23 protein-coding genes are annotated in these 25,706 nt (G+C 62.2%); 5 read left to right on the forward strand and 18 right to left on the reverse strand.

Annotated features, from left to right (window positions below; genetic code table 11):
- Nucleotides 1-5: 5 nt before the first annotated feature.
- The 7 genes from PXH66_RS03440 to PXH66_RS03470 all read right to left on the reverse strand — a co-directional run bounded on the left by PXH66_RS03440 (nucleotide 6) and on the right by PXH66_RS03470 (nucleotide 9,521).
- Nucleotides 6-983 carry an alpha/beta hydrolase gene (locus tag PXH66_RS03440; RefSeq protein ID WP_330927764.1) on the reverse strand — a complete coding sequence of 326 codons (978 nt, stop codon included), beginning with the start codon at nucleotides 981-983 and terminating at the stop codon, nucleotides 6-8.
- Nucleotides 980-2,752 (reverse strand): allophanate hydrolase, encoded by a 1,773-nt coding sequence (gene atzF / locus PXH66_RS03445; RefSeq protein ID WP_330927765.1) that lies wholly within the window; start codon nucleotides 2,750-2,752, stop codon nucleotides 980-982. The genes PXH66_RS03440 and atzF overlap by 4 nt, the downstream gene beginning before the upstream one ends.
- Complete coding sequence (locus PXH66_RS03450) at nucleotides 2,749-4,338, reverse strand: hypothetical protein (RefSeq protein ID WP_330927767.1); 1,590 nt, start codon at nucleotides 4,336-4,338, stop codon at nucleotides 2,749-2,751. The genes atzF and PXH66_RS03450 overlap by 4 nt, the downstream gene beginning before the upstream one ends.
- Complete coding sequence (locus PXH66_RS03455; RefSeq protein ID WP_330927768.1) at nucleotides 4,335-5,027, reverse strand: cysteine hydrolase family protein; 693 nt, start codon at nucleotides 5,025-5,027, stop codon at nucleotides 4,335-4,337. Before PXH66_RS03455 ends, PXH66_RS03450 begins: the two co-directional genes overlap by 4 nt.
- 4 nt (nucleotides 5,028-5,031) lie before the next feature.
- Entirely contained in the window at nucleotides 5,032-6,447 is a 1,416-nt protein-coding gene (locus PXH66_RS03460; RefSeq protein WP_330927769.1) for an AtzE family amidohydrolase, read from the reverse strand.
- Nucleotides 6,444-7,016, reverse strand: coding sequence for an AtzH-like domain-containing protein (locus tag PXH66_RS03465; RefSeq protein WP_330927770.1), 573 nt, complete (start codon nucleotides 7,014-7,016; stop codon nucleotides 6,444-6,446). Before PXH66_RS03465 ends, PXH66_RS03460 begins: the two co-directional genes overlap by 4 nt.
- A gap of 87 nt (nucleotides 7,017-7,103) precedes the next feature.
- Nucleotides 7,104-9,521, reverse strand: a complete 2,418-nt coding sequence (locus tag PXH66_RS03470) for a TonB-dependent siderophore receptor (protein WP_330927771.1) — start codon at nucleotides 9,519-9,521, stop codon at nucleotides 7,104-7,106.
- Nucleotides 9,522-9,775: 254 nt separating this feature from the next.
- On the opposite strand from PXH66_RS03470, the gene PXH66_RS03475 reads away from it, so the two are divergent.
- Nucleotides 9,776-10,438, forward strand: coding sequence for a GntR family transcriptional regulator (locus PXH66_RS03475; protein ID WP_345784019.1), 663 nt, complete (start codon nucleotides 9,776-9,778; stop codon nucleotides 10,436-10,438).
- Between the two features lie 111 nt (nucleotides 10,439-10,549).
- Here PXH66_RS03475 and PXH66_RS03480 read toward each other — a convergent pair whose 3' ends face one another.
- From PXH66_RS03480 to rlmN, 6 genes are all read right to left on the reverse strand, one after another.
- Nucleotides 10,550-11,668, reverse strand: a complete 1,119-nt coding sequence (locus PXH66_RS03480; protein ID WP_330927773.1) for a DUF4340 domain-containing protein — start codon at nucleotides 11,666-11,668, stop codon at nucleotides 10,550-10,552.
- Nucleotides 11,669-11,701: 33 nt separating this feature from the next.
- Nucleotides 11,702-13,582: a GldG family protein gene (locus PXH66_RS03485; protein WP_330927774.1), complete on the reverse strand. Its 1,881-nt coding sequence runs from the start codon at nucleotides 13,580-13,582 to the stop codon at nucleotides 11,702-11,704.
- Nucleotides 13,583-13,601: 19 nt separating this feature from the next.
- Nucleotides 13,602-14,324 (reverse strand): ABC transporter permease, encoded by a 723-nt coding sequence (locus PXH66_RS03490; RefSeq protein WP_330927775.1) that lies wholly within the window; start codon nucleotides 14,322-14,324, stop codon nucleotides 13,602-13,604.
- An 11-nt stretch (nucleotides 14,325-14,335) separates the two neighbouring features.
- Nucleotides 14,336-15,055: an ABC transporter ATP-binding protein gene (locus tag PXH66_RS03495; RefSeq protein WP_330927776.1), complete on the reverse strand. Its 720-nt coding sequence runs from the start codon at nucleotides 15,053-15,055 to the stop codon at nucleotides 14,336-14,338.
- Between the two features lie 123 nt (nucleotides 15,056-15,178).
- Nucleotides 15,179-15,613 (reverse strand): GtrA family protein, encoded by a 435-nt coding sequence (locus PXH66_RS03500; protein WP_330927777.1) that lies wholly within the window; start codon nucleotides 15,611-15,613, stop codon nucleotides 15,179-15,181.
- Nucleotides 15,591-16,709 carry a dual-specificity RNA methyltransferase RlmN gene (gene rlmN, locus PXH66_RS03505; RefSeq protein WP_330927778.1) on the reverse strand — a complete coding sequence of 373 codons (1,119 nt, stop codon included), beginning with the start codon at nucleotides 16,707-16,709 and terminating at the stop codon, nucleotides 15,591-15,593. Before rlmN ends, PXH66_RS03500 begins: the two co-directional genes overlap by 23 nt.
- A 154-nt stretch (nucleotides 16,710-16,863) precedes the next feature.
- Here rlmN and PXH66_RS03510 point away from each other — a divergent pair, with 154 nt between their 5' ends.
- Both PXH66_RS03510 and PXH66_RS03515 read left to right on the forward strand, forming a co-directional pair.
- On the forward strand, nucleotides 16,864-17,985 hold the full coding sequence (locus PXH66_RS03510; RefSeq protein WP_330927779.1) for an LptF/LptG family permease: 1,122 nt from the start codon (nucleotides 16,864-16,866) through the stop codon (nucleotides 17,983-17,985).
- Nucleotides 17,986-18,109: 124 nt separating this feature from the next.
- Complete coding sequence (locus PXH66_RS03515; RefSeq protein WP_330927780.1) at nucleotides 18,110-18,430, forward strand: PepSY domain-containing protein; 321 nt, start codon at nucleotides 18,110-18,112, stop codon at nucleotides 18,428-18,430.
- Here PXH66_RS03515 and PXH66_RS03520 read toward each other — a convergent pair.
- Together PXH66_RS03520 and PXH66_RS03525 are read right to left on the reverse strand one after the other, a co-directional pair.
- Nucleotides 18,427-19,782 (reverse strand): ATP-binding protein, encoded by a 1,356-nt coding sequence (locus PXH66_RS03520; protein WP_330932226.1) that lies wholly within the window; start codon nucleotides 19,780-19,782, stop codon nucleotides 18,427-18,429. The genes PXH66_RS03515 and PXH66_RS03520 overlap by 4 nt on opposite strands.
- Complete coding sequence (locus PXH66_RS03525) at nucleotides 19,779-20,450, reverse strand: response regulator transcription factor (protein WP_330927782.1); 672 nt, start codon at nucleotides 20,448-20,450, stop codon at nucleotides 19,779-19,781. Before PXH66_RS03525 ends, PXH66_RS03520 begins: the two co-directional genes overlap by 4 nt.
- Nucleotides 20,451-20,677: 227 nt before the next feature.
- Between PXH66_RS03525 and PXH66_RS03530 the strand changes: the two genes are divergently transcribed.
- Nucleotides 20,678-22,561 carry an LTA synthase family protein gene (locus PXH66_RS03530; RefSeq protein ID WP_330932227.1) on the forward strand — a complete coding sequence of 628 codons (1,884 nt, stop codon included), beginning with the start codon at nucleotides 20,678-20,680 and terminating at the stop codon, nucleotides 22,559-22,561.
- Nucleotides 22,545-23,249, forward strand: coding sequence for a phosphatase PAP2 family protein (locus PXH66_RS03535; RefSeq protein ID WP_330927784.1), 705 nt, complete (start codon nucleotides 22,545-22,547; stop codon nucleotides 23,247-23,249). Before PXH66_RS03530 ends, PXH66_RS03535 begins: the two co-directional genes overlap by 17 nt.
- A gap of 2 nt (nucleotides 23,250-23,251) precedes the next feature.
- Here PXH66_RS03535 and PXH66_RS23195 read toward each other — a convergent pair whose 3' ends face one another.
- From PXH66_RS23195 to leuA, 3 genes are all read right to left on the reverse strand, one after another.
- Nucleotides 23,252-23,509, reverse strand: coding sequence for a PIN domain-containing protein (locus tag PXH66_RS23195; protein WP_425609072.1), 258 nt, complete (start codon nucleotides 23,507-23,509; stop codon nucleotides 23,252-23,254).
- On the reverse strand, nucleotides 23,427-23,633 hold the full coding sequence (locus PXH66_RS03540) for a type II toxin-antitoxin system Phd/YefM family antitoxin (protein WP_330927785.1): 207 nt from the start codon (nucleotides 23,631-23,633) through the stop codon (nucleotides 23,427-23,429). The genes PXH66_RS23195 and PXH66_RS03540 overlap by 83 nt, the downstream gene beginning before the upstream one ends.
- A gap of 271 nt (nucleotides 23,634-23,904) precedes the next feature.
- A complete protein-coding gene (gene leuA / locus PXH66_RS03545) occupies nucleotides 23,905-25,569 on the reverse strand; it encodes a 2-isopropylmalate synthase (RefSeq protein ID WP_330927786.1) in 1,665 nt (554 codons plus the stop codon).
- Between the last annotated feature and the right edge of the window lie 137 nt (nucleotides 25,570-25,706).

Below are 25,706 nucleotides of genomic sequence, written 5' to 3' on the forward strand. Positions count from 1 at the left end.
AGCCTCTATTCCAAAGGAGCGACAGAGGGGGCGAAGTTTCGCTTCACATCGAGACCCATGAGGCGCAGCGCCGCCCGACCGAGGGGGGCGTAGGGATTGGCCAGCGTTTCAATGGTTTCGAAGTGATTGCTCTCAGGGATGATGAGTAATTCGGCGGCGAGTCCGTGGGCTTGCCCGGCGCGGTGGAACTCGCGGGCCTGACGTTTGAACTCGGGCGTTTCCAAGGTTCCGTGGGCGATGATCAACGGACCCGTGATCCGGTTGAGATGATGAATCGGGCTGAGGCGAGCAATGGCGGGCGCATGGAGCGTCACGTATTCGCGTCGGCTGGACAGCGCGACCGGGTCGAGGTCATACATGCCACTGACGATGAGGCCGCTCTTTAACACGTTGGCCGGCAGGCCGAGTCGCGTCCAATCGGTGATCAGCATGACGGCGGCGAGGTGCCCGCCGGAGGAGAATCCGGACAGGTGGATGCGGTCGCGGTCCCCGCCGAATTCGGCAGCGGCATGATGATAAACCCAAACGATCGCGGATCGCAGTTGGTCGACGAGCGGTTGCAGGTTGCCGTCGTGATCTGTGACCGAAGCAAAGTCGGGCACGACGAAATGGGCCCCTCCACGCACGAACAATTCTGCTGCGAAGGCGTTGTCGCGAGCGCGGCCGAATCGCCAGGTGCCGCCGTGGATGTAGATGTGGATCGGAGCGTTTTTCGCGGCCGTGGGGTAGACGTCCAGATGTTCAGTTGCGTTCGAACCGTAGGCCAGGCGTCGCGGTTCGCCGATCGCCTGCCGGGCCGCGACGCTGTTGGCGGCTTGTCGTTTCAGAACCTGAGCGAGATTGGGGGCGTAGACCGCTTGGTCGTAGACCCGGTCGAGTTCAGCTTGCGTGTAATCGAGCCACACGACCGGCTCGGCCGCGGGCGGGCGGAGGACACCGAATGTCAGCATCACCAGGGCAAGGAGGACGCGGGTCAGACTCATGACTGCGAGGCCAACCAGTTGCGCCAACCGCCGAAGGCCGTGATGTCGGTGGCGTGCTCGAAGCCGATCGGTTCGCACACGAAACCCTTGGTGGTGGTGCCGTCGGCCAGTGTGATGGTGCCGATGGCGAGAGGAGCCGGGACTTCGGCGGTGAATTGTCCGAACGCCGTCGCATTCAGCGACCAAATTTCCACCGCGATGGCCGCGCCGTTGCCATCGACCGGGCAGTGCCGCAGTCCGGGTTTCGGCGGTTGGGTCGCGCTCAGCGCAAACAGTTCGTAGTCGGGCGAAGTCGTGGTCTCGCGCACAAACGTGGCACCGCGATCGGTGAGTTGGTGGTTGAGCGGTTGACCGCGCAGATGCGCGCCGACCACGGCCAGTTCGATCGCATCGTCGTTGGTCGGGGAGGGAGCCGCGATCTCCGGTTGATCGGAGCTGAACCGTGCGCCGATCGCGGCCAGTCTGGCGTCGGACCAAGCCGGACCGAACAGCGTCACGCCAAACGGCAGGCCGTCGGGACGAAACCCCGCGGGGATGGCGAGGGCGGCGGTGTCGAGCAAGTTGGCGAAGTTGGTGTAGTGACCGAGGTTCGAATTGAGGGTGATCGGGTCGGCCTCGAGTTGGGCGCGGGTATAGATCGTCGCCGCCGTGGGCAACACCATGAGGTCGACGTCGGCCCAGACCGCGGCGGCTTCGCGCTGCAGGGCTTTGAGTCGGTAAAACGATTCGAACGCATCGACGGCGAGTGGTTGCGCGCCGCCCTCGATGATGCGGCGGGTGACCGGGTGCATGGCGTCGGCATGGGTCGCGTGAAACGCGCGCACGGCCGACCAACGTTCCGCCACCCACGGCCCCTCGTAGAGCAATCGCGCGGTGGTGGCGAAAGGAGTGAAATCAATTTCGACGCGTTCTCCGCCGAGTGACTCCAGTCGGTTGAGCGCGGCAGCGTAGAGCGGTGGGTTCAGGTCATCGCCGAACCACTGCAACTGATCGGCACGCGGGAGGGCGAAGCGGAAACCGGCGGACGAGCCGCCGGGCACCTTTGGGGCCTCGCGGGCATAGGGATCGGTGGCGTCGAAGCCTCCCGCCACTGCGGCGACGGCGGAAGCCTCGGTCACGGAGGCGGCAAAGATCGAGACGCAATCCAATGAGCGGCAGGCGGGAACCACGCCGGTTGTGCTGAGCCAGCCGCAGGTTGGCTTGAGACCGACCAAGTTGTTGAACGAGGCAGGCACGCGGCCCGAACCGGCGGTGTCGGTGCCAAGGGAAAAGGTCACCAACCCGGCCGCCACGGCCACCGCCGAGCCGCTACTCGACCCCCCCGGAATCATGGCGGGGTGATACGGATTGCGCGGCGTGCCGTAGGGTGAACGCACGCCGACCAGGCCGGTGGCAAACTGGTCGAGATTGGTTTTGCCGATTGGAATGGCGCCGGCGTCGAGCAGTTGCTGCACGACCGGCGCGGAGGCGGTGGGGATGTATCCAAATTCAGGACACCCGGCGGTGGTCGGCACGCCGGCCAGGTCGATGTTGTCCTTGATGGCAAACGGCACACCGTAGAGCGGTTGGTCGCGGGGCCCGCGTTGCATGATCCGTTCGAGGTGGCCGGCCAATTCCGCCGACGAGAGCCGGTGAATCCAGACGGCGGGATCGTCAAGGGCATCGATGCGACGCCCGACTTCCGCGACCACCTCGGCCGGCGTGATCACACCGGGGGCGTAAATCTCGCGCAGCGAATGCAGATCAAATTTAAAATTGGCTAAGTTCACTCGTGGGAGGCTGTGGCGGGAGCGGCGGGAGGCAAGGGAGTGACGGCGGCGAATTTCGCGCAGGCGGCCATCAACGCGGCCACCAGTAGGTAGCTGAGCGCCAGACTCAGGTTCTGTCCGAGGGCGACGTGTTCCCCGTGCATCATGCCGATGAACGTCAACCCGGCGCCGGCGGCGGCGAACGAGGCCGCCCGCCAGAGTTGGCGTTCGATCACAAACACGGTCGTGGCGGCCAGCACGATGCCGGACAACGCGGAGCCGTTGCCGAATGTGCTCATGACGTCGAGCAGCACGCCTTTGCCCGCGAGCGCCCCCGCCAGCTCGGGCGATATGTCGTTGATTCCCGCGGCGGAGAGGGAGTTGCGGATCAAACTCTCCGCCCAGTGCGCCAGGTGTGGCATCACCCCGAGAATGACGGCGGGGGCGTGACGCAGCGGCGTTTCCTGAAACGCCTGCGAGCCGATCAACATGCCGATGTAGAGAAGAATCGGCAGAATCGCGACCACCGGTATCAGCGCCAGCAATACGGATATGATGCCCAGCCAACACAGCACCAGCGCCATGATGCCGGTGGCAAAAGCGTAGCCGCAGCGTCCGCCCATGGCTTTCCACCCCGGATGGCCGATGTAGACCGCGAGATTGTAGGGGTTGCCCATCAGGCAGCCGATCATGCTCACCACGCCGTCGGTCATCAGCACCTGGCGGGTGGAGAACTGGTCCCCCGCGGCGGAGGCGCTCTCGACGTTGTCGAGGGCTTCGATCAAATCGTAGATGCCAAACGGAATCGCGGTGACAATCAACAGGCCGAGGTATTCGAAACCGGAGAACGTGTGCCCGATGGCGGGAATCGGCACGCTGAAGCCGAAGTGGGTGAACGACGCGGTGAGGTTCGAAAGGGTCATGCCGCCGTAGTTGAGATCGAAGAGGTTGGAGCCCCACGCGATGGTGGTGCCGCCGACCAATGCGATGAAACCGGCGGGCAGTCCCTTCATGAATTTCACGCCGCCAAACCAGCTGACCAAAATCACCGCAAAGCAGGTGAGGCCGATGATCGGAGTGGCGAACATCTCCAGCGCCGGTCGCATCGAAATGTAGGTGATCGATATGCCGGTGAGCGTGGCGAGCAGGGCGGCGCGCGGGGTGACGCGTCGTATCCAACTGCCGAATATACTGCCGATGAAGAAGACCACGCTTTGCAGAAACACCCAGGTCAGGCCGGCTTCCCATGCTTTCACCGGATCACCCGTGGCGAGCTTGATCGGCAGCATGATCACCAAGGTCCCGATGAACATGTGCCCGACGCCGGGCCCGGACGGCATGGCGCAGATGTCGGTGCGCCCGGTCTTTTTCATCAGGTCGTAGGCCATCCAACCATAGTAACCGGAGGACAAAAACAGCATCAGGCCGACGGCGGGCAGAATGCGGCCGAAGACCAGTTCGTTGGGAAAGCCGAGCACGAAGGTCAGCAGCCCGGTCATGGTCAGGAGATTGACCAGGATGTTGGTGCCGAAGCCGAAAAAGGCGTTCCAGTCACCGGGAACCCAGAGCTTGGGTTTGGCAGGAGGGAGGGCGGTCGAAGTGGTCATGTTGAAACGGGAGAGGCGGCGAGGGCGGCGAGGACGCGGTCGGTGTCGGAGACCCAACCGAAGATGCCGCCCTGCGCCTTGATCATGGCGAGGCCGGCGGCATGAAATTCGGGAAAGTAGGACGCGGTGGCGTCGGCGGGCACGAGGCAGTCGTAGCCGCGGTCGTTGGCCTCGCGCACCGTGGTGTGGACGCAGACCTCGGTGGTCACGCCGGTGACAATGAGTTGGGTGATGCCGCGGGCCTGCAGCACGGTCTGTAAAGTGGTCGCGTAGAAGGCCCCCTTGCCGGGTTTGTCGATGATGGGCTCACCGGGCAGCGGCGTGAGTTCGGTGATGATGTCGTGACCGGGTTCACCGCGCACGAGGATGCGGCCCATGGGACCTTGGTCGCCGATCGCCAGTGCAGGATTGCCGCGCGTGCGTTTTGCAGGCGGCAGGTCGGACAAGTCGGGGCGATGGCCCTCGCGGGTGTGCACCACGAGCAGGCCGTGCGAGCGCCACGCAGCCAGCAGGCGGCGGTTCGGAGCGATGGCGCGGCGCAGTTGACTGACGTCGTTGCCCAACGATTCGCCAAAACCGCCGGGCTCGACGAAGTCGCGTTGCATGTCGATGACGAGCAGCGCACAGGTGGACGGCGTGAACGGAAAAGGGCCGGGCTCGGCGTCGATGGTCGGAATGGCGAGTTCCATCGGGTCAGGCGGCGGCCGAGGAGAACATGGTGGAGACGGGAGCGGTGCAGACACCGGCTTTCTCGAGTGCGCGGGCGACGCGCAGGAGCTTGGCCTCGCTGAACGGCGCTCCGATCAGTTGGACGGCGCAGGGCAGGGCGCCCGACGGGTGCACGGGGGCGGCCAGAATGGGCAGGCCCACGAGCGAAATCGGTTGAGTGAACAAACCGATGTTGGGCCGCAACGGGAGTTCTTGGCCGTGAAAAGTGAGCGTGGTTTGACCCAACGTCGGAGCGCACAGCGGCGTGGCCGGAGCGATCAGGACATCGACCTCCGCGAAGATCGCCCGGAGCTGGTCGCGCCACCAAGCGCGGAAGCGTTGCGCTTGATCGACCCAGGCGGCGGGCAAGAGGGCACCGGCGAGAAGACGGTCGCGGACGTTGGGATCAAAATCGTGGGCGCGTTGCCGCAAGCGGTCGAGATGGCGGGCGCCACTCTCGGCTGCGGTGATGACGAAGGCGGCGGTGCGGGCCAAGCCGGGCTCGGGCAGCTCGACCACGCGATCCGAGGCCAGCGCAGCGGCGACGGTGGCCACGGCGCCGTGGACGGTGGCTTCACCGCCGCTGGCAAAGTAGCCACCGAGTTGCGCGATGCGCAGGCCGTCGAGTCCACCGCCCAGTTGGGTGGAAACGAGCGGCAGCGGGACGGAAGTGCAGGCGGCGTCGCGACTGTCGGGTCCGGCCATGGCGTCGTAGGCGACGGCGAGATCGGCTACGGAGCGGGCGAACGGACCGATGGTATCGAGAGCATCCACGAAGGGGAAGGAACCCGCGCGGGAAAGCGCACCGTAAGTGGGCCGGAGTCCCCAGATACCGCAGAAGGAGGCCGGGACTCGAATGGAGCCGTTGGTATCGGTGCCGAGGGCAATCGGCACCAGACCACCAGCCACCGCGGCGCCGGAACCACCGGAGGAACCGCCGGCGGAGCGGCTGAGTTCACGCGGATTGTGGGTGGCGCCATCGTGGATGTTTTCGGTGACGAAATCGTAGGCGTATTCGCCCATGTTGAGCGCGCCGAGACAAACGGCCCCGGCCGCCTGCAAACGCGCGACGGCGGTGGCGTCCCGGGAGGCGGGCGGGTCGTCGCGGTTGATCTTGGAGCCGGCGACCGTGACTTCACCGGCAAGATCGAACAGGTTTTTAACGGCGTAAGGGACGCCCGCGAGCGGACCGGGATCGCGACCGGCCGCGATGGTGGCATCGACGGCGTCGGCCTCGGCCCGGGCGCGGGGGGCGGTGACGAGAGTGAAGGCGTTGAGCTCGGTATGCGTGGCGGCGATACGCTCCAGCAGCAGGTCGGTGACGGAGCGCGCGGAGATGCGGCGCTCGCGGACGGCGGCGGCGATCTCGGTGGCGGTGGCAGTGACAGGATCGAGGCTCATGGGTTGAAGACCGGGGCGGGTTCGGTTTCGTCGGGAAGCTCCATGGCCAGCAAGGGTCCGGCCAATCGCGCGATCACCTCGAGGTTGCGGGTGACGCCGAGTTGATGGCTCGGTTCGATGGTCAGGTTCTGCGCGGCGGCGGCGTGTTTGAGGTAGACGGTCCAGTCGGGGCCGGCGGGCGGAGTGAACGGGGCGAGCGAAACGTGGGCGGCGACGATGCGCCAATTGCCGTCGATGAGCGTCCACAGCTGCGATTGGCGACCCTGGCGTTCGATGCCGGAGACCTTGGAAACGTATTCATACATCACGGAACCGATCTCGGGGCCGAGGGTGGTGACGGTGGTGCGCAGGCCGCGACGCTGGCTGAAATTGATCACCCGGTTTTGGCGAAAGGCGGCGATCTCGTCGGCACCATAGAGCTGTTCATTGACGCCAAAACGAATGGCTTCCGGGGAGTCCCAGAAAAAAGCCTGCAGGGCGGGCACATCGTTGGCGATCAACGCGGCTTCGTAGGCATCGAAGGCGGCGGTGACGGCCGCGACGGTGGCGGGGTCGTTGACGGTCAGCATGGGAACGAGGAGAGGTGGCGCGGTAGCAGGAAGGAGGCCGGATGAAGGCCCGGCCCCCTTCCCTGGACTACAACTACGGATGAACGACTACCATTTGTAGGAGGTGGTGAGTTCGACCGTCGGACCGACGCTCGGGCTCACGAACACATCCCAAAAGAGGAACTGCGGATTGTAGTATTTCTCGTCGAAAATGTTGTTGGCGTTGAGCCGGAACGACCAATTGCCCCGGGTGTAGAACAGGGCGGCCCGTGTGACGAGATAGGAGGGCAGGACCACCTCCTGGGCGTATCCGGAGAAGAACGACGACACATAGGTCGCACCCAGCGAGGCGCCCCACCCGGAGTCGGCCGTGTAGGTGCCGTTGATGGAAATCACCTTTTCCGGCGTGGGGGCTTCGATGGGCGCGGGCGCACCGATGATGGCACCGAGACCGACGAAGCGACCACCGTAGACCAGGGCCGGATCGAGTCCGAGGGTCTCGGGCGGGAGGCCGAGAAAGAACGGCGTGCTGAGCAGCTCCGTCTGCTGCCATGTGCCGGCGGCGGTGAAGCTCAACTGCTTGGTGGGGGCGTAGCGCATCTCGAGCTCAACCCCCTTGGACTCATAATAGTCGAACGCCCCGGACAGGTTGTTGAACGAGGTTTTCTCCTGTTGGTAATAGGCGAGTGTGCTGAACAGGCGTTGATCAGCGAGCGTGCCCTTGAGGCCGATTTCGGTGATCTTGGAATCCTGCAACCACGTGCCGCCCTCGACGTTCTGGCGGGCGATCATGCCGCCCTGGCCGAGCTCAAGGTAGCTCGACTCGGCGTAGGTAAGATAGGCCGTGAGGTCGTCGGTCACGTCGGCGGTGAGACTGGCGTTGTAGGTGAAGGCGTCGTCGGTGGCGTCGGCCAGGGCGTAGACGCCGGACGTGTCGGTGCCGAGCGTGGTGGCTTCATACCGATCCCAGCGACCGCTCACGATCATGCCGAAGCGCTCGAACTTACCGTCGACCAAACCGAACACGCCGACGTCGGAGAAATCACCGATCTGGCGCCAGTTGTAGGGCACGTTCCCGGTGCCGGTGTAGGCACCTTCAAAGCGTTCGTTGGCGGTGCCGGGGACTGAGATATCGCGGCGGTCGAGCACCTGATAGCCGCGGCCGCGGGACTCGCGCTCGTCCCCGTCGGAGTAGCGGTAGGAGAGACCGAAAATCGTATCGACGGTCGAGTTTTCCGCGGGGAAGGTGCGCCATTCGACGCTGGTCTTGTTTTCGAAGGCCATGGCGACGTAGTCGGCGGTGAATCCATAACTCGAATACTTCGTGTGATTCATCGAGTCGTAGAACGTCTGGTTCTTCAGTTTCAGGTTCGGATTGAACGTCTTGGTGATGTCGAAGTAGGCGGTGATGGAATCGGTGGTGGCGAAATCGAGCGGGTCGACCTGCACCTGATGGTGGTTGATGGGCGAATACCCGACCGTGGTGGGGTCGAGGGCGAAGGCCGCCTTCTGGTTGTCGGACAACGCGCCGTAGGGGAACGGGTCGGCAAAGGCGAATTGCTCGAGGGAGTAGGGGCTGACTTCGGCCGGGGTGAGGATGCCGTTGCCATCGGTGTCGAGTTTGAGGGCGGCCTGACCGCCGAGGTAGAGCGCGCCTTCGGAATCGATGAGGTCCTGCGTCACCCGGTTCCACCCGAGGCTTTGGTTGAGATCGGACCACTGGGCCATGAAGCCGTATTCCAGCAGCACGGACTCGGAAAGTTCGGTGTCGAGGGCCACCTGCAGCAGGGTGCTTTTATTGTAGATACCGGTGTAGTAGTGATCGGAGTCCTCGGCTTGCACGAAGACGTAGGCGCCGGAGCGCATGCCCCCGATTTCAAACGGGGTGCCGTATTCCAGACTGCCGGACATTTTGCCATAGTTGCCGACCGTGACAGTCGCGATGCCGACCGGGGTATCGATGAATTTGGCCGTCTTGCTCTTGGCCGTCTTGGGAATGAAATTGAGAATTCCGCCGACCTTGCCGCCGCCATAGACGGGCGGAGCGGGGCCTTTGATGATTTCAACATAGTCCGTGGAGGCGATCGGCGTGGGGAAGTTGCCTCGGTTCTCGATCCGGCGCATGCCGCGGAAGAAGTTGTCGGCGCGCTCGCCGCGCACATCGAGGGCGCCGGGCACACCGAAATAGTTGCCCGTGAAGGAACCGGCCGTGACCGACACGAAATCGTTGACTGTGCGGATGCCATAGAGGTCGGTCATGGCACTTTCGATCAAGGTCACCGATCGCGGCGTCTCTTCGAGGCTGCGACTGGTGCCGAATACCGAGGTGGACTCGCGCTTCGGCAGGACATCGTAGACGTCGGCTTCGGCTGCGGCGACAAAGGCATCCATGACAATGACGTCGGAGTCGATCTCCTCCTGGGCCGACAACGTCAGAGGGAAAAGGGGAATCAGGATCGCGGGGAGGAGCAGGGCGGTCCGGAGCGATGGCATCCGGAGTCCGGATGCGTGGGCAGGCAGTGTCATGATAATTTGGTGTTTCGGTGAGTTCGGATGGTGAAACCGAGTCAGCGATGAGCAGTCTTCGTGCCATGTATACAATCATGTATTCTAATCATGAATCCAGGATTGTGTTCAGCATTGCGGACGAGAGGGAAATCCGTTTCTCTTCGAGGCCAATGCCACCGGACACCTCCCGAGCCCCCGTCAAAACCCCCGATTCTCCTCCGGAAAGCGCCGAGCACTTGGGAGCGCAAATTTTAACCAGATTGCGCGAACGTGTGCTCAATTGGGATTATCCGCCGGGGCACCATCTGGGCGAAGTTGCCCTTTGTGCGGAATTTTCGGCCAGTCGCATTCCCGTGCGCGAGGCCTTGCGGGCGCTCGCTGAGCAAGGACTGGTTAAGAAAGTCCCCAATCAGGGCTGTTTTGTCATCCAACCCGATGTGATCGAGACCCAGGACCTCTACGATATGCGGTTGGCACTCGAACTATTTGTCGTGGAAATGCTCGCGTCCTCCAAGCCGCCGCCCCCGGAGTGGTTGGACGAGCAACGGGCGTTTTGGGAGCCGTGGTTACAGGTCAAGGCCGATGCGGTGATCGATCGCGACATGTTGGTCGACCACGATACGGAGTTTCACCTCGGGCTGGCTGAAGTGCTGGGCAACGAGTCCATTCTCGGCGCACTGCGAAACATCAACGAGCGGCTGCGCTTCGTGCGCCTGGCGGCGATCACCAACCCGCACCGCATCCAGGAAACCGCCGGTGAGCATTTGTCTGTGCTCGACGCGCTCACGCGTTCCGACGCCGAGGCGGCCCGGCGGAGTCTTCGCCAGAACATTCATCACTCGCGCAACAAAGTGGAAATCGCGATTTCACGCGCACTCATGGCGGCGCATGACCGCCGACGCAGTGGCAAAGCGACCGCCAGCCCGGCGGCGTAGGCTTCCGAAGCCGGACCACTCACGCATGTCAGCCAAGGCGCCCCTGGCCAACCCTGTTTCTTCCCGTCTGAAGCAAAACACGTTTTGCGGTCTGGGGCTGCATGGATCCGCCTAAGGCGTGGGTCCCGCCGCGCCGTCGGTCTCGCCCGGCGGCGCGGGAATCGGTTCGTAAAGTTCGGTAATCGCGGTGGGTAGTCCGGTGAAGCTGTAGTCGGAAACCTTGAACGCGAGGCGTTCGGGCGCGTCGGTTAGTGGCGCGAGATCGGCGTCGCCGGTGACGGAGGCAAACACGGGTCCGGCGGGGATGGTTTCGGTGGTGTCTTCCGGAATCGTCGGCCCTTCATCGTCGGCTGCTTCGGTGGGAGGCGCGATCTCCGCGGGGTCTTTTTCGACAGTCCGAGCGGCGCGACGGGCGAGCGCGATGGAAACGGTTTGGCCGTCGAACGTGGTGAGAGTGACGGTGCGGGACTCGGCCGAGGCGGCGGCGTCGACCGCATCGGGGGCGTCCCGGGGCGCGGTGTCGGTGAAACGCAGGTTGGCCAGCGACGAAAGCATCGAGGTGAGTCGGGAATCCTTGAGCCGCTGACCTTCAGGCAAGTCGGTGGAGCTCCAGGAACCGCCGGGTTCGCTGCGGCTGGCGGTGAGGGCGTCCGTCTCGGCGACGGCAAATGAAATACTCGCCACGTCCTCGGCGGTGAGTCCGATCATCTTGGAATTGGCCCAGTTCTTGGGGGTGCCGTCGAGGTAAGAGCTCAGCCGGGCGAGGTAGGCGGGGGCGTCCGGGGCGGAGTCGAAGCGAACGTAGCGTCCGCCGCGTTCAGCGTCCTTGCCCAGGTGAGCCGTCCAAGATTGTTCGTCGGCGGTGGTGATGGCGATTTCGGAGGAGCCAAAATCGAGGCGAGCGGCGCGTTCCGGATCGCGGGTCACGATCCGGTCGACGGTGGCTTCGGTGAGCTCGCGCACGAAGCGGCTCAACTTGGCAACGTCGGCGGGCAGGTCGTGATAGGAGGCCACCGTCCACTCGCCTTGATCGTCGCGCGTGAGTTCCACGGTGGTGCCAGCGTGCGTGAGGGTCAGATCGTTGGCCGCGGCGGCGATGGTCGCGTCGAGCAACGGCTGACCCACCCGGGGGTCGACGTTGGCTGGAGCGGATGGGCGGTTGAGGAAGGCCACGCCGGCGGAGAGCAGCGTGAGGATGATGACGGAAATCGTGAGCGTTTTAAGATTCATGGCCGAGGGGTAAGGTCGGGAGGGAAGGACGAATCAGGCGCGGCGGCGACGTTGGCGGAACCAGAGACCGAAGGCTCCGATGCACAACGGACCGGCAAAGAGATTGATGAGGACGAGCTTGGTTTCGAGGGCATCGATGTCCTCGCGGAGGGCGCGGCGGATATCACGACGTTCCCGGCGCATTTCCGCTTCCTGGGCTTGGAATTCGGCGATGGCATCGGCGACCTCGGGCGAGGCGACGAGCATGCCGCCGTCACCGACTTGGGATTGCAACTCGGTGAGTTGGCGCTGCACGTCGCTGAGGCGACCTTCGAGGGCCTCGAGCTGTTGCTGGTAGCGTTTCTGGGCGTCGGCCTCCATGTCGCGGACGACGGTGAACGGATGTTGCGAGCTGCCCTTGGTGCGGATGGAAATCAAGTCCTTCGAACCGGCCATGAACTCGATCAGGTTGCTGGCGAAGGCGAGGTTGTCGTTGATGGGTTCGGCGGCTTGCACGCCGAGGAAGTTGTAACGACGGACCGAATACGAGTCCATCAACCAGTCGGCATCGGCGACGACGACGAGGGTGCCGGAACCGGAGGTCTGGCCGGGGGTGTTGTCGACGGCGGGAGCAGGTTCCTCGCCTTCCGCTGCCGGGGGCGGGGCGGGTTTGCCCTGCGGGAAAGCGGTTTTGAATTCGCCGGTGACCATGGCAGCCACGGTCTGTCGGCCGGTTTCCTTGATGGACTGGGCGAGGGCGTCGGGTTGCGCGAACTGCAACATCATGGCCGGGATGTCGCCGGCTTGATCCGACGTTTGGATGAGCGGCGTGAAGGTGAGTCCACTGTCGTCGATCGGGGCGAGATGGCCCGCTTCGACCAGCACCATGGAATTGAGCTGGGCGGTGGGCATGACCTCGGCATTGAAGCTTTCGGCGGGGAGCTGCAACCAGTGGGGGAAGCGGGCAATGCCGCCGCGTCCATCGTTGACCTGAGCGCCGTAGCGCAGGTCACCGGTGACGCTTTCGGTGCTGTAAGTCACGCCCCACGTGCGCAGCAAACGCGGCAGGTCGGACGTGGTGTTGGGCGGCGGACCACCCATCATTTGCTGTTGGGGGCCGGCTTGACGTTTGAAGTGTTCGGACGACGGATCGACCGCGACAAAAACCGGCGTGCCACTCAGCAGGGTTTGGTCGATGGCGTATTCAAGTTCGGGCATCAGCGCTTGGGGATGCACCACGACGAGCACGTCGAGGTTGGCAGGCAGCTCCGTCGCATCGGGTTCGATCGGCAATACCTCGAAGGAGCGTTCCCATTCGCCGATGATGAACTGGGCGGGCTGCGGCCGCTGACCCATCTGCGCCATCATGGGATTGAACTCGGGCGCTTGCAGCGGGAGGCTGCTGATGAGGCCGAGGCGCCGTTTTTCGAAGACCTGCACGCGTTGAATGAGCTCGGAGAGATCGTATTCGAGAAACTGCTCCCGCTGGGGGTTGAAGGTGCTCATGGCCTCCTGCAAATCGGCATGAGTGGCGGCGAGGCCGAAGTAAACCTGTTCACCGGTGCCGGGAATGACCTGGGGCTGGATACCGGCGCGGGCGGCGGCCTCCTCCTCGGGCGTGTCGGGCTCGGGATGGATGACGTTGAGGATCAATTTGCCGCGGGCGGCGCGGTCGTATTGGCGGAGCATCTCCTCCACGCGGTTGGCGTAGTTTTTATAGGAAATGGGGAGGCCACTGGCTCCGGACGAGAAGTAGAAGTCGAGCGTGACCGGCTCTTCGATTTTGGAGAGCAAGGACTTGGTGCCGGGCGAGAGCGTGTAGATGTCTTCGGCGGTGGCGTCGCCGCGGAAGGGCAGTTGCGACGCGAGATAGTTGACGAGCACGAGGCCGACAAAGAGCAGGACGATGGCAGTGATTTTGGCGCTGGGTTTCATGGCGAAGCGGCGATGGGGTTCAGCGTTCGAGGGCGACCACGTTGAGGAACAACGCGAAGCCGGTCAGCGAGAGGAAGAAGATGATGTCGGACGGATCGATGATGCCCTTCGTGAAGGGTTCAAAGTGCGTCACGAACGAGAAATTCGCGAGTAAGTCGGCGAGGGCGAGCGGGAGGAAACTCTCCAGCAGTTCGCTAAAAATGCTCCAGCCGAGAAAGACCAGTACGAGACACACGATCACGCTGAGCACGAAACTGATGACTTGATTTTTGGTCAGGGCGGAAGTGAGCGAACACACGGCGAGGTAGGAGCCGGCCATCAGAATGCTGCCGAGATAACTGGCGAGGATGACGCCCCAATCGGGGTCTCCGAGGAAACCCACGGTGAGCGCCATGGGAAACGTGAGCACGACGGCGGCGCTGAGGAAGGCCCAGGCTGCCAGGTATTTGCCGACCACGGCTTCGAGCGTGGTGATGGGCAGGGTGAACAGGAGTTCGACCGTGCCGGTGCGTTTTTCCTCGGACCACAACCGCATGCCGGCGGCGGGGATCAGGAAGAGAAACAACCACGGGTGGAATACGAAGAAACTTTCGAGGCTGGCTTGGCCGGCGTCGAAGAAACGTCCGACGAAGAAAGCCAACCCGACGGCGGCCATGAGGAAAACGACGAGAAAAACGTAGGCGACCGGCGAGCGGAAGTAGCCGAGGAACTCGCGCTTAAAGACAGGAATGACTTGGGACATGATCGGGCGGGTCAGACGTCGGACTGAGTGAGGGAGGCGAAGATGGCGTCAAGGCGCGCGCCGGGTTGGCGGGCCTGGAATTCGGCCGGAGTCTCGTCGACCACGACCTGGCCTTGGGAAATCAAAATGATGCGCGTGCAGATGGCGTCGACCTCTTCGAGGATGTGGGTCGAAAGCACGACGGCCTTTTCGGTCGCGAGCTCTTTAATGAGGGCGCGCACCTCGTTTTTCTGGTTGGGATCGAGACCGTCGGTCGGCTCGTCGAGGATGAGCACGGCGGGATCGTGCAACACGGCCTGGGCAAAACCGACGCGTTGTTTGAACCCCTTGGAAAGCGTTTCGATGGTTTGGCTGCGCACGCCCTCGAGATGGGTGAGACGGATGGCGCGATCGACCGGCGCCTGGCGGGCGGAACCTTTGAACCCCCGCGCTTCAGCGATGAAGTTGAGAAACTCGGCCACCGTCATCTCGCCGTAGGCGGGAGCACTTTCGGGCAGGTAGCCGATCTGCCGCTTCACGGCGACGGGATCCCTGGTGACATCAAAGCCACCGACCACGGCGGTGCCCGCGCTGGGTCGCAGAAAACCGGTGATCATTTTCATGGTCGTCGATTTGCCGGCGCCGTTGGGCCCCAGGAAACCGAGAATGTCTCCGCGCTGCACGGTGAAGTTGATATTATCGACGGCGAGTTTGGTGCCGTAGGATTTGCTGAGACCGTTGACTTCGATCATGGGAGAAGAACGTGGGGTTGAATGCCGAGGGTCCGGTATGAAATGACGAAGCGGGAGGTTTCAAGTCCGGACCGGAAACCTTTCAAAAATGTAAGGTTCAGGGAGAAGCGGGCGGGGGGTAAATCAGCGGAACACCCACTGGGAGAAAACGTAATATTTCACGCCGTAGGACAGAGCTGAAGTGAGGGCAATGGCGGCGACGTAAGGCACCTCGAACGGACCGATCATCGTCGAGTAGAGCATGAATTCGAGCAGCCGAAACGTGACGGAGGTTCCCAGAAATCGCACCGCTTGGCGGGCGGGGGCGCCAGTGCGGCCGGCGGGAAAGACAAAGCGCCGGTTGGCGTAGAAGTTGGTCACCATGACCACGGAGATCATGATGGCGTAGGCGGGGCGTTTGCCGAGCCCGACCCATTCGACGAGTGCAATGACCCCAAATGTGAGGAGGGCGTAGCCGCCGAGACCGACGAGCAAAAACTTTCCCATGCGCCGCAGGGTGGCCCGGTGCGGAGGCGCGCCGGGGGCGGGGGTGGCGTCAGGAGACGTCGGCGAGCTCACGATCCTTTTCAGTTTTCAAGCGGAGCTGTCCACACGCGGCGTCGATGTCGTGTCCTTTTTCGCGTCGCAGCGTCACGGATACGCGGGCGCGGCGGAGGATATCGGCGAACTTTTCCTGGCGCGTGACGGATGGACGTTTCCACGGCAGGCCCTCCACGGTATTGTAAGGGATGAGGTTTACGTGGGCGTGCAGATCCATGGCAATATCGCGCAATTTCTCGGCCTGCTCCAGCGCGTCGTTGACGTCCTCGATGAGAATGAACTCGAGCGTGACCATGCGACCGTTTTTCTCGGCGTAGGTTTTCACGGCCGGAAGGAGTTTGGCCAGCGGGTAGGCCTTGTTGATCGGCATGATCTCGGTGCGCACCTCGTCGGTGGCGCCGTGGAGGGAAATCGCCAGCCGCACGTTGAGATCGGATTCCGCCAGTTTAAGAATATTGGGCACGAGGCCGCTGGTGGAGAGGGTAATGCGGCGCGCGCCGAAACCGAGGCCCCAGCTGGAGTTGACGATGGTGAGGGCGGTCGAGATGGCCTCGTAGTTGGCGAGAGGTTCGCCCATGCCCATGACCACGATGTTGTCGAAGGAGACCAATTCCTGGCGAGCGCGGGGCGTGCGGGCATCCTCGCGGTAGCACACGTGCAGTAACTGGGCGACGATCTCGCCGGCGTTGAGGTCGCGTTTGAGGCCCATGAGGCCGGAGGCGCAGAATTTACAGCCCATGGCGCAGCCGACCTGGGTGGAAATGCAGATGGTTTTGCGGGAGTGTTCGAGGCCGACGCCCTCCTGAGGCACGCGAATGATGACGGTCTCGATGAGGGATTTGTCGCCCAACTCGAGGAGGAGTTTATCGGTGACATCGAGGGATTGCTTCCCGTGCACGAGGCTGAGGGGAAGCAGTTCGAAGGTCTCGGCCAACCACGCGCGCAGGGGCTTCGACAGGTTGGTCATGTCGTCCCAGGAGCGGGCCCGCTTTTTGTAGAGCCACTCCAAAATTTGTTTGGCCCGATAGGCGGGTTCGCCGTGTTCGCGCAGCCGGGCGGTGAGGGACTCGAGGGTCTCTCCGGTGAGCGGTGGTTTGGCGGGCGTGAACTTCATGCGTAGGAAGGAACGGTGGGGGGGCGAGTGGTGAAATGGAAACCACGAATTGCGGGAAAGAGGGGAAAGATCGATCCGGGGAAGGGGGCGACGGCGAGATTGTTTGCGTGTGTTTCGGTCGGATCGTGGTTTCTACTCTGCGCCTCGATCGGAAATGAACCTGCTGCATCGCCACATTTTTTGGAGTGTTTTGACGTCCTGCCTCGCGGCGGTGGGCCTGTTCTCGGTGGTGTTGATCCTCGGCAATGTGCTCAAGGACATGATGAGCTTCGTATTGGCGGGGCAGCTTCCGGCGACCACGTTTTTATATCTCATGGGGCTACTGATCCCGTATGTCGCGGCGTATTCGCTGCCCATGGGCATGCTCACGGGGGTGCTGTTGGTGCTCGGCCGCATGTCGTCGCAACGGGAAATCACGGCGATGCGGGCGGCGGGCATGAGCATGGGATTCATCGCGCGCCCCATTGTGATTTTGGCGGTGCTGGCGACGGCGGCGTCGATGGCGGTCAACTTCGAGTTCATGCCGCGCGCGCGCACGGCGTATAAGCAGATCCTGGCGCAGGCGGTGCAGACGAACCCTCTGAGCTTTATTGTGCCCAAAACCTTTGTGCGGGACTTCCCCAACCTCGTGCTCTACGTCGACGAGAAGGAGGGCGCGCAGTTGCGCGACGTGTGGTTTTGGCGATTGGACAAGGAAAGCCGCGTGCGGGAATTTGGCCGGGCAGGCGCGGGAGAAGTATCCTTTGATGAAGAGGCCGGGGCGTTGCAACTGGTGCTGCGCGACGTGGTGGCGGAGGCACGCAGCGATAAGGATCCCGAGGACTATTCGAAAATTCTAGGCACGACGACGATCGGCGAAGTGCCGCTGACGTTTCGGGTCGACGATATTTTCAGCCGCCGCAAAGCCCGGACCAAATATGCTTGGATGACGTATGCGCAGTTGAGTGCGGAGCGCACACGATTGCAGAGCACGGGTGGAGTCGGCGAGGTCATGAAACTCGATATCGCGGTGACTGAAAAGGCGTCGAGTGCGGTGGCGGTGTTGGCGTTTTCGCTCCTCGCGATTCCGCTGGGCATCAAGGTATCCCGCAAAGAGACCTCGGCCAACCTGGGCATCGCGCTGCTTCTCGTGATGGGCTACTATTTTCTGACCGTCATCGTGTCGTGGTTGGAGAACAGTCCCGAGTTGCGCCCCGATCTTCTGATGTGGGGGCCGGCGGCGTTGTTTTTGTTGATCGGGCTCTGGCTGTTTCGCCGCGTCGACACGGTGCGATAGCGCGAAATATTACGGAATCGTCATCCGCTGATGCGCTTCACGTAACCTGCGTCTGGTATGGTGGATGGGGCCGGACGAACTCCTCGGACCGGCAGATCGAAACCACAACGCCTTACCGATACCCATGAAAACGTTTTCCTCCCTGTTGCTCATCCTACTGGTCTCGGCCGGCGTTTGTCTGGCAGACAGCGAAATGGCGGGTTCGATCGCAGTCCCGCGCCAGACCCCCAAATGGCAGTTGCCGGCCTTGGCTAAACTCTCGGCCACGGACGCGATTGAAGTCGCCCGGGCTGCGGAACCCGGAGCAGTGGTGGAAGTGAAGCTCAAGGTGGACGACCACTTCCTCATATACGAAGTGGAGATCGTGCGGGCCGACCACACGATGGTCGAGCTGGCGATCGATGCGGGCACCGGCGCGATCCTGGAAGTCGACGAAGACAACTAGACGGCTGTCGGCGCGGCGTGGACCCGAGGGATAGTGACCTCGAAACGAATCAGCCCTTCGGGATCGGGGACGAGTTCCACCTCGCCGCCATGGTCGCGAGCAATTTCGCGGCAAAGGCTGAGACCGAGGCCGCTGCCGCGGGACGCGTGCGATTGATCGACCTGGAAAAAGCGATCAAAAAGACGAGGCATCGCATCGGCGGGAATGGGGTTGCCGGTGTTGCGAATGATGAACTGCGCGTGGTCGCCCGACGCCTGCAGGGTGTAGTCAAGTCGACCGGCGTCCCGGTTATATTTAACGGCGTTGGCCAATAGGTTGAGCAGTAGGCGGCGGATCTGACTCGGGTCGCCGAGAATCATAAGATGGGGTTCGATGTTGGCGGTGACGGTGAGCTCCCGCTCCGCGCTGAGCAGGTCCACGTCTTCGGCCATCTCCCCCAGCATCGCGCTCAGATCGAAAGTGGTTTTCTCCGGGCTCGATCGGCCGGCGTCGAACCGGGCGAGGAGGAGCAGTTGATCGATGATCTGGTGCATGCGATCGACCTCTTGCTGAGCGCTCAACAGACCGGACTCGGCGGACGGTCCGAGCTGGTGGGTTTCCAGCATACGCTCGATCTCCCCCTTGATGACGGTGAGGGGAGTGCTCAACTCATGGGAGGCGTCACCCGCGAAGCGTTTGGCTTGGAGGTAACTTTTTTCAATGCGTTCGAGCATGGCGTTGAGCACCTCGGTGAAGCGGGCGATTTCGTCGTCGTTGCCGCTCGTCGGCAGGCGTTGGCTCAATTCGCCCGCACCGATGTGGGCGGCGGCGGCGGTGGCATCGCGGATGGGTTTGAGCGAGCGGCCGGCGACGAGCCAGCTGATCCAGGCGGTGAGGGCGGTGACGAAGGGCAACAGCACGACCTCGGCCGTGATCAAGTCGAGCAGCACGTCGCGGAATTCTTCGAGATTGTGACCGACCACGATGACGTGCTCGCCCGAGCTCATCACGAAAACCCGCCAGTTTTGATCTGCCGATTTTTCGAATCGCAGTCCCTCGAACCCGGAGGCGGATCGAATTACGGGGGACGGGAAACTGGGGGTGCGGCCGATGATCTGTCGTTCGGTCGTCAGCAGGGCGAGACCAAGCCAAGGCTCGAACTCATCTTCTTGGAAATCCTCGGGCTCGAATTGATCATGACTGATGTCGGCGGCCAGCTCGAGAGCCTCTCCGCGCAAGTGTTCGTCGATGGCCTCCAGGTCCTCGAAATAGACGTAAATCACGGTCGAAGCGGCGAGGACGATGAGCGCGAAGGTGGTGACGCTCGCCGTCCAAACCGAGATGCGAAAACGCAATGAGCGGGTGGACATCATTCGGAGGCGAGAGAGTAGCCGACGCCGCGGACGGTTTGAATCAGTTTGGGCGTGAAATCGTCGTCGATCTTGCGCCGCAGCCGCTGCACGGCGACGTCGACCACATTGGTCTCGGGATCAAATTGATAACCCCAGACGCGTTGACATAGGAACGTGCGGGAGAGCACCCGGCCCGGGCTGCTCAGAAAAGTTTCGAGTAGAGCGAATTCGCGGGCGGTCAAATCGATGTCGGTGCCGGCGCGTCGCACGGTGCGCTGGTGGAGGTTGAGGCTGAGATCGCCGTGGCTGAGCACGCTGAGGGTGTCGCCGGTGTGGCGGCGCACAATGGCGCGGAGGCGGGCCACCAGTTCGACGACGGAAAACGGTTTGGGCATGTAGTCGTCGGCTCCGAGTTCGAGGCCTTCGACGCGCTCGTTTACGTCGCCGCGGGCGGTGAGCAGGATGACGGGGACGGTGTTGCGCTGGCTGCGCAGCTTGCGCAACAGGCTCAAACCATCGCGACCGGGCAGCATGACATCGAGGACCATGGCGTCGAAAGTATGCTCGTTGGCGAGCAGCAGTCCTTCATCGCCGTTGTGGCACACTTCCACGGCCCAGCCTTGTTCGGTGAGTCCGGCCGAAATGAGTCCGGCCACCTTTTTTTCGTCTTCAACTACGAGGATTCGCACGGCGTCACCCTAGGTGTTGGACGGGGAGCGCCCAGAATAATTCGCTGGGTTCATTACAGGTTGATGGAGCATTCGTTACAGCGCTGTCATGTTCCGAACGTTTGTTGCGGCGCTGCTTCTTACGCGGCATGGCAGATCTAGAAATGGGCATATTGCAACGATTTGAGACAGCGGCTCCGGTGCGCTGGATAAAGACCCGCATGGGGGGAGCAGGGCTGTTTTTGCTCATGTTTGTGACGCTTGCGTTACTCACGCGGATGGCTCTTTTGCTCAAATCGGCCGGCGAGGTTTCGTGGAATTTGACGCTACTGGCGTCGTTTGCGTGGGGCGTGGTTTACGATGTCGGCGCGGCGCTGTGGTGGTCATTGCCGGTGGTGCTGGTGCTGATGCTTTTGCCGGCACCCACGTTCCAGTATCGGGCGGTCCGCGGGGCCGTGATCGGTGCGATTGGCGTGGGGTTTTTCCTGATGTTGTTCTCCGGCGTGTCGGAGTGGACGTTCTGGGATGAGTTTGGGGTGCGCTTTAATTTCATCGCAGTCGATTACCTTGTCTACACGACCGAAGTGATCGGCAACATCCGTGAGTCTTATCCGATGCCGTTGATCATCGGAGGCGTGGCGTTGGGCGCGATCGGACTCACCGGGATGATGGTGCGCACGGGTTTGCCGCAGATCTGGATGGAGGCGGCGGCCACGCCGTGGCGTCGTCGTTATGCGACCGGGCTGGTGTGGATCGTGGTCGCGGTCAGTTTTGGTTCGCTGCTGAGCGAGCGTTGGTTGCCGACGTTTGCCAACAACTACAACCGGGAGCTGGCGAAGAACGGCGGCTGGGCCTTGTTCGCCGCCTTCTGGGCCAACCAACTCGAGTTCGATCAATTCTACGAGACGTTGCCGGAGGACCGGGCGTTTGCCATGGTGCGGGAAAATCTGGTGCGCGATGGCTCCGTGTTGATGGGTAGTGAAGCCGAGGATACGTTGCGCCAGATTTCCGCGATGCAGCCGGAGCAGCGGCCGAACGTGATTCAAATTACGGTGGAGAGTCTGAGTGCCAGCTTCATGGCCCGCTATGGCAATACGGACGGGATCACGCCGGAGTTGGACAAACTCGTCGCGGACTCGCTCGTGTTTGATCAATTTTATGCGACCGGCACCCGCACCGTGCGTGGCATGGAGGCGTTGACCTTGTCGCTGCCGCCGACGCCGGGCCGCTCGCTGGTGAAACGGCCCGACAACGAGAACCTGTTTTCCTTGGGGTCGGTTTTTCAAAGCAAAGGCTACGACACGGCGTTCATCTACGGTGGTTACGGTTACTTCGACAACATGAACTACTTTTTCGGCCACAACGGTTACCGCATCGTGGATCGCGGGCAGGTGGCGGACGAAGACATCACGTTTGCCAACGCCTGGGGCGCCTGTGACGAGGATTTGTTCGACTGGTCGCTGCGCGAAGCGGACGCGACGGCCAAGACCGGGAAGCCGTTTTTTCAGTTTGTGATGACGACTTCGAACCATCGACCGTTCACGTATCCGGAGGGGCGGATCGATCTGCCGTCCAAGGAATCGCGGCGCAATGGCGGGGTGAAATACACCGACTACGCCATCGCCAAGTTTCTCCGCGATGCCTCCACGCGTCCTTGGTATAAGGATACGATCTTCGTGATCGTGGCGGATCACTGCGCGAGTTCGGCCGGCAAGACGACATTGCCGGTATCCAACTACCACATCCCGTTGCTGATTTTTGCGCCGGGCGGTCAGATTGAGCCTGGCGTGGTGGACGAAATCACCAGCCAGGTGGACTATGCGCCGACGCTGTTGGGACTGTTGAACTGGTCCTACCCGAGCCGGTTTTTCGGCCGGGATGTGATGCACGATGGGTGTGAGCGGCCGGCCCGGGCATTCGTGGGCACCTATCAAAAAATGGGTTTGTGGGACGGCGAACGGCTGGCCGTCTTGAGTCCGGTGCGTCACAAAGCCATGTTTGGCACGACCACCGGCACCGAAGTTTTAATCAGTGAAGGTCAGGATGATCCGTTGATTCAGGAAGCGACTTCCTATTATCAGACGGCGAGTGATCTGTTCCGACTCGACGCCTACCGTGCCTACACGCCTTGAAACCTGGCGCTCGTGGTGGATCGTGCTGGGCCTGTTGGCGCTCACGCTCGCCCTGTCGGAACTCACCTCGATCGACATCCGGGTGCAGGACTGGTTCTTCAATGAGGAGACCGGCACGTGGTTGATCGGGCGACGTGATCCGATTCCGCGGGCATTGTTCTACAATGGTCCGAAGTATGTGATCATTCTATTGGGCGTGACGCTGCTCACACTGCTGCTCGGTCGACCGTCCTGGCGGGAACGGTGGCACGTCACGCGCAAGGGGCTTGGCGTGGTGTTGCTCACGTTGGCGATCGTGCCGGCATTGATTGGTCAAATCAAAGCCACGACCGGCGTTTACTGCCCGTGGGACATTCGTCGCTACGGCGGTCCCGCTCCCTACGTGCGGGTATTTGAGATGCATCCGGAAAACGATCGGCCGCCGTATAAAGGCCGCGGATTTCCGGCCGGTCATGCCAGCGGTGGATTCGCTTTGGTGGGGCTCGCTGCGCTGACGCAGACGCGCCGCCAATACTACGCGGCAATCGCGCTCGCGTTGGGGTTGGGCTGGGTAATGGGTATCTATCAATTTGCGAAGGGCGCGCACTACGTGAGCCATAACCTGGTCACCATGTGGATCACCTGGTTGGTCTACGTGCCGATCCAGCGCGGGATGAGCCGCGCGGGCCGCGAATCGAATCTCACGTAACGTCAGGCCGCGACCGTCGGCACGTCGCAGGGTTGGATGCGGCGATCCCGAGTCGCGAGAACAAGTCTCTCGGCCAAGATTTGAGCGGCGAGCATGCGGTCGAACGGGTCGGAGTGAACCGCGGGCAGTTGGAGGGATTGACTGGCGTGGACCGCGGTCACCGGTAGCTCGGCAAATTCATCCTCCAGCAGGACGGAAACGAAACTGTCGGGATTTTTTAACTTTCCCTGGGCTTGCTCGAGGTTTTCTAGCCGGTTGATACGGGATCACCCGGACCATCGGCTTACCTGCTTTGGCGATGATGACCTCCTCGCCGGCCGCCACTTTTTCGACCAACCGGGAGAGGTGGGTTTTGGCGGTTTGAATGTTGATGATCTCGGACATGACGACCTGGCTTTATCCTGATCAACGCAGTTCACAGAAGGTAACAAAGTTAACAAAGCGTTGTAATAAAGTGAGTTAAATCGAGTAAACTGCATGACATCCAACTCACCTTACGGGTGAATAAATTGATGCCCATAATCGCCTGCAACTCGTTCCAGCTTCGTGCTCTTCGTTGCCTTCTGTAAAATCCAACTGCGGAATCTCGGTTGATGAGACCAACCAGACCAGACTTGGTCTGGTTGGTCAAAGGAGGAGCCAGCCCGGGCCGCGTTTAGTCGAGGAGAGCTCGATTCATCGCGCTGGCGACGGCTTTGATGGAGGCAATGTCGATGCTGGTGTCGATGCCGGCGCCGTAGAGCGGTTTACCATTTATCGGTTGAATCTGAATGTAGGAAACCGCCTGGGCGCGGGCGCCGATGCCGAGGGAATGTTCGGTGTAGTTGAGGAATTCAAACTCCAGCAACTCGGCTTCGCGGACGGCGGTCACGAACGCGTTGATGGGACCGTTGCCCTGGCCCGTGAGGGTGCGGCCGGTGCCGTTGATGACTAGGTCCGCTTCGCAGGTGACCACCTTGTCCTTTTCAGTGGTGCGGAAGTCGACGACCTCGATGGGTTGTTTACGATCGAGATACTCGGCTTGGAAGGCTTCGAGAATGTCGGCGGCCGACAGCTCCGTGCCCTTGGTGTCGGCGAGACGGTTGACCACCGGACCGAATTCGCGGTGCATCGCCTTGGGCAGGGTGAAGCCGTATTCGTTTTCGAGGATGTAGGCCACGCCGCCTTTGCCCGACTGGGAATTGATGCGGATGATCGCCTTGTAGTCGCGACCGATGTCGGCGGGATCGATGGGAATGTAGAGGACATCCCACGGTTCTCCCGCGATCTGTTTGTCCCACGACTTTTTGATGGCGTCCTGATGCGAGCCGCTGAAGGCCGTGAACACCAAGTCGCCCGCGTAGGGGGAGCGGGGCGGCACGTCCATGCGGGTGGTGCGTTCGTAAATCTCCCGGATCTCGTTGAGGTCGGAGAAGTCGAGCTTCGGGTCCACGCCCTGGGTTTGCAAGTTGAGTGCGACGGTCACGATATCGAGGTTGCCGGTGCGCTCGCCATTGCCGAAGAGCGTGCCTTCAACGCGATCAGCGCCGGCCAGCAAGCCCAACTCGGTGGCGGCGATGCCGGTGCCGCGGTCGTTGTGGGTGTGCAGGGAAACGATGGTCAGATCGCGGCGGGTGAGGTGGCGGCACATCCATTCGATTTGATCGGCATGGATGTTGGGCGTGGCGTATTCGACGGTGGCGGGTAGGTTCAGGATGACCTTGTTGTCGGCCGTGGGTTGCCAGACGTCGGTCACGGCTTCGCAAATTTCCAACGCGAAATCCATTTCGGTGCTGGTGAAGCTCTCGGGCGAGTATTCCAGCACGATGCGATGGCCGGCCGCGACCAAAGGCGCGGTCTCCGCTTTCATGAGCGCCACGGCATCCGTCGCGATCTTTTTGATGGCGGGACGATCCGCACCGAACACGTAGTTGCGCTGGGCGGGGGAGGTGGAGTTGTAGAGGTGGAAGATGACGTTCTTCGCCCCGGCGATGGCCTCGCAGGATCGCTTGATGAGATCTGCCCGGCATTGGCACAGGATCTGGATGGAGACGTCGTCGGGGATACGATTTTCGTCGATGAGACGGCGGCAGAAATCGAACTCGATTTGCGAAGCGGAAGGAAAGCCGACTTCGATTTGCTTGAAGCCGATGCGCACGAGCATGTCGAAGAACTCGAGTTTTTCGACGACGCTCATGGGTTGGGCGAGCGCTTGATTGCCATCGCGCAAGTCGACACTGCACCAAATGGGCGCGGTGGTCTGGGTGCGGCTGGGCCATTGCCGGTCGGGCAAATCGATCGGCGGGAATGGTCGGTATTTCGAAGCGGGGAAAGCGGACATGGGAAAAGGAAAAAAGGTAGAAATGAAGAGTGAAGTCGAGACAGCGGAAGCCCGATTCGTTTCCGCGGATAGGAGCGGACGTCGCAGCTGCTGGTAGGCAAGAGGTGGACGCACAATCAGTCCCACGCGGGACCCTC

It is taken from the genome of Synoicihabitans lomoniglobus, assembly GCF_029023725.1.
Lineage (GTDB): Bacteria > Verrucomicrobiota > Verrucomicrobiia > Opitutales > Opitutaceae > Actomonas > Actomonas lomonigloba.

Excerpts from the sequence above, each read along its gene's own strand:
- PXH66_RS03495 (WP_330927776.1), bottom strand. The coding sequence starts at position 15,055 with ATGATCGAAGTCAACGGTCTCAGCAAATCCTACGGCACCAAACTCGCC.
- PXH66_RS03510 (WP_330927779.1), top strand. The coding sequence starts at position 16,864 with ATGAACCTGCTGCATCGCCACATTTTTTGGAGTGTTTTGACGTCCTGC.
- rlmN (WP_330927778.1), bottom strand. The coding sequence starts at position 16,709 with ATGAAGTTCACGCCCGCCAAACCACCGCTCACCGGAGAGACCCTCGAG.
- PXH66_RS03470 (WP_330927771.1), bottom strand. The coding sequence starts at position 9,521 with ATGACACTGCCTGCCCACGCATCCGGACTCCGGATGCCATCGCTCCGG.
- PXH66_RS03440 (WP_330927764.1), bottom strand. The coding sequence starts at position 983 with ATGAGTCTGACCCGCGTCCTCCTTGCCCTGGTGATGCTGACATTCGGT.
- PXH66_RS03465 (WP_330927770.1), bottom strand. The coding sequence starts at position 7,016 with ATGCTGACCGTCAACGACCCCGCCACCGTCGCGGCCGTCACCGCCGCC.
- PXH66_RS03460 (WP_330927769.1), bottom strand. The coding sequence starts at position 6,447 with ATGAGCCTCGATCCTGTCACTGCCACCGCCACCGAGATCGCCGCCGCC.
- PXH66_RS03515 (WP_330927780.1), top strand. The coding sequence starts at position 18,110 with ATGAAAACGTTTTCCTCCCTGTTGCTCATCCTACTGGTCTCGGCCGGC.
- PXH66_RS03490 (WP_330927775.1), bottom strand. The coding sequence starts at position 14,324 with ATGTCCCAAGTCATTCCTGTCTTTAAGCGCGAGTTCCTCGGCTACTTC.
- PXH66_RS03450 (WP_330927767.1), bottom strand. The coding sequence starts at position 4,338 with ATGACCACTTCGACCGCCCTCCCTCCTGCCAAACCCAAGCTCTGGGTT.
- PXH66_RS03520 (WP_330932226.1), bottom strand. The coding sequence starts at position 19,782 with ATGATGTCCACCCGCTCATTGCGTTTTCGCATCTCGGTTTGGACGGCG.
- PXH66_RS03480 (WP_330927773.1), bottom strand. The coding sequence starts at position 11,668 with ATGAATCTTAAAACGCTCACGATTTCCGTCATCATCCTCACGCTGCTC.
- PXH66_RS03455 (WP_330927768.1), bottom strand. The coding sequence starts at position 5,027 with ATGGAACTCGCCATTCCGACCATCGACGCCGAGCCCGGCCCTTTTCCG.
- PXH66_RS03540 (WP_330927785.1), bottom strand. The coding sequence starts at position 23,633 with ATGTCCGAGATCATCAACATTCAAACCGCCAAAACCCACCTCTCCCGG.
- PXH66_RS03530 (WP_330932227.1), top strand. The coding sequence starts at position 20,678 with ATGTTTGTGACGCTTGCGTTACTCACGCGGATGGCTCTTTTGCTCAAA.
- PXH66_RS03485 (WP_330927774.1), bottom strand. The coding sequence starts at position 13,582 with ATGAAACCCAGCGCCAAAATCACTGCCATCGTCCTGCTCTTTGTCGGC.
- leuA (WP_330927786.1), bottom strand. The coding sequence starts at position 25,569 with ATGTCCGCTTTCCCCGCTTCGAAATACCGACCATTCCCGCCGATCGAT.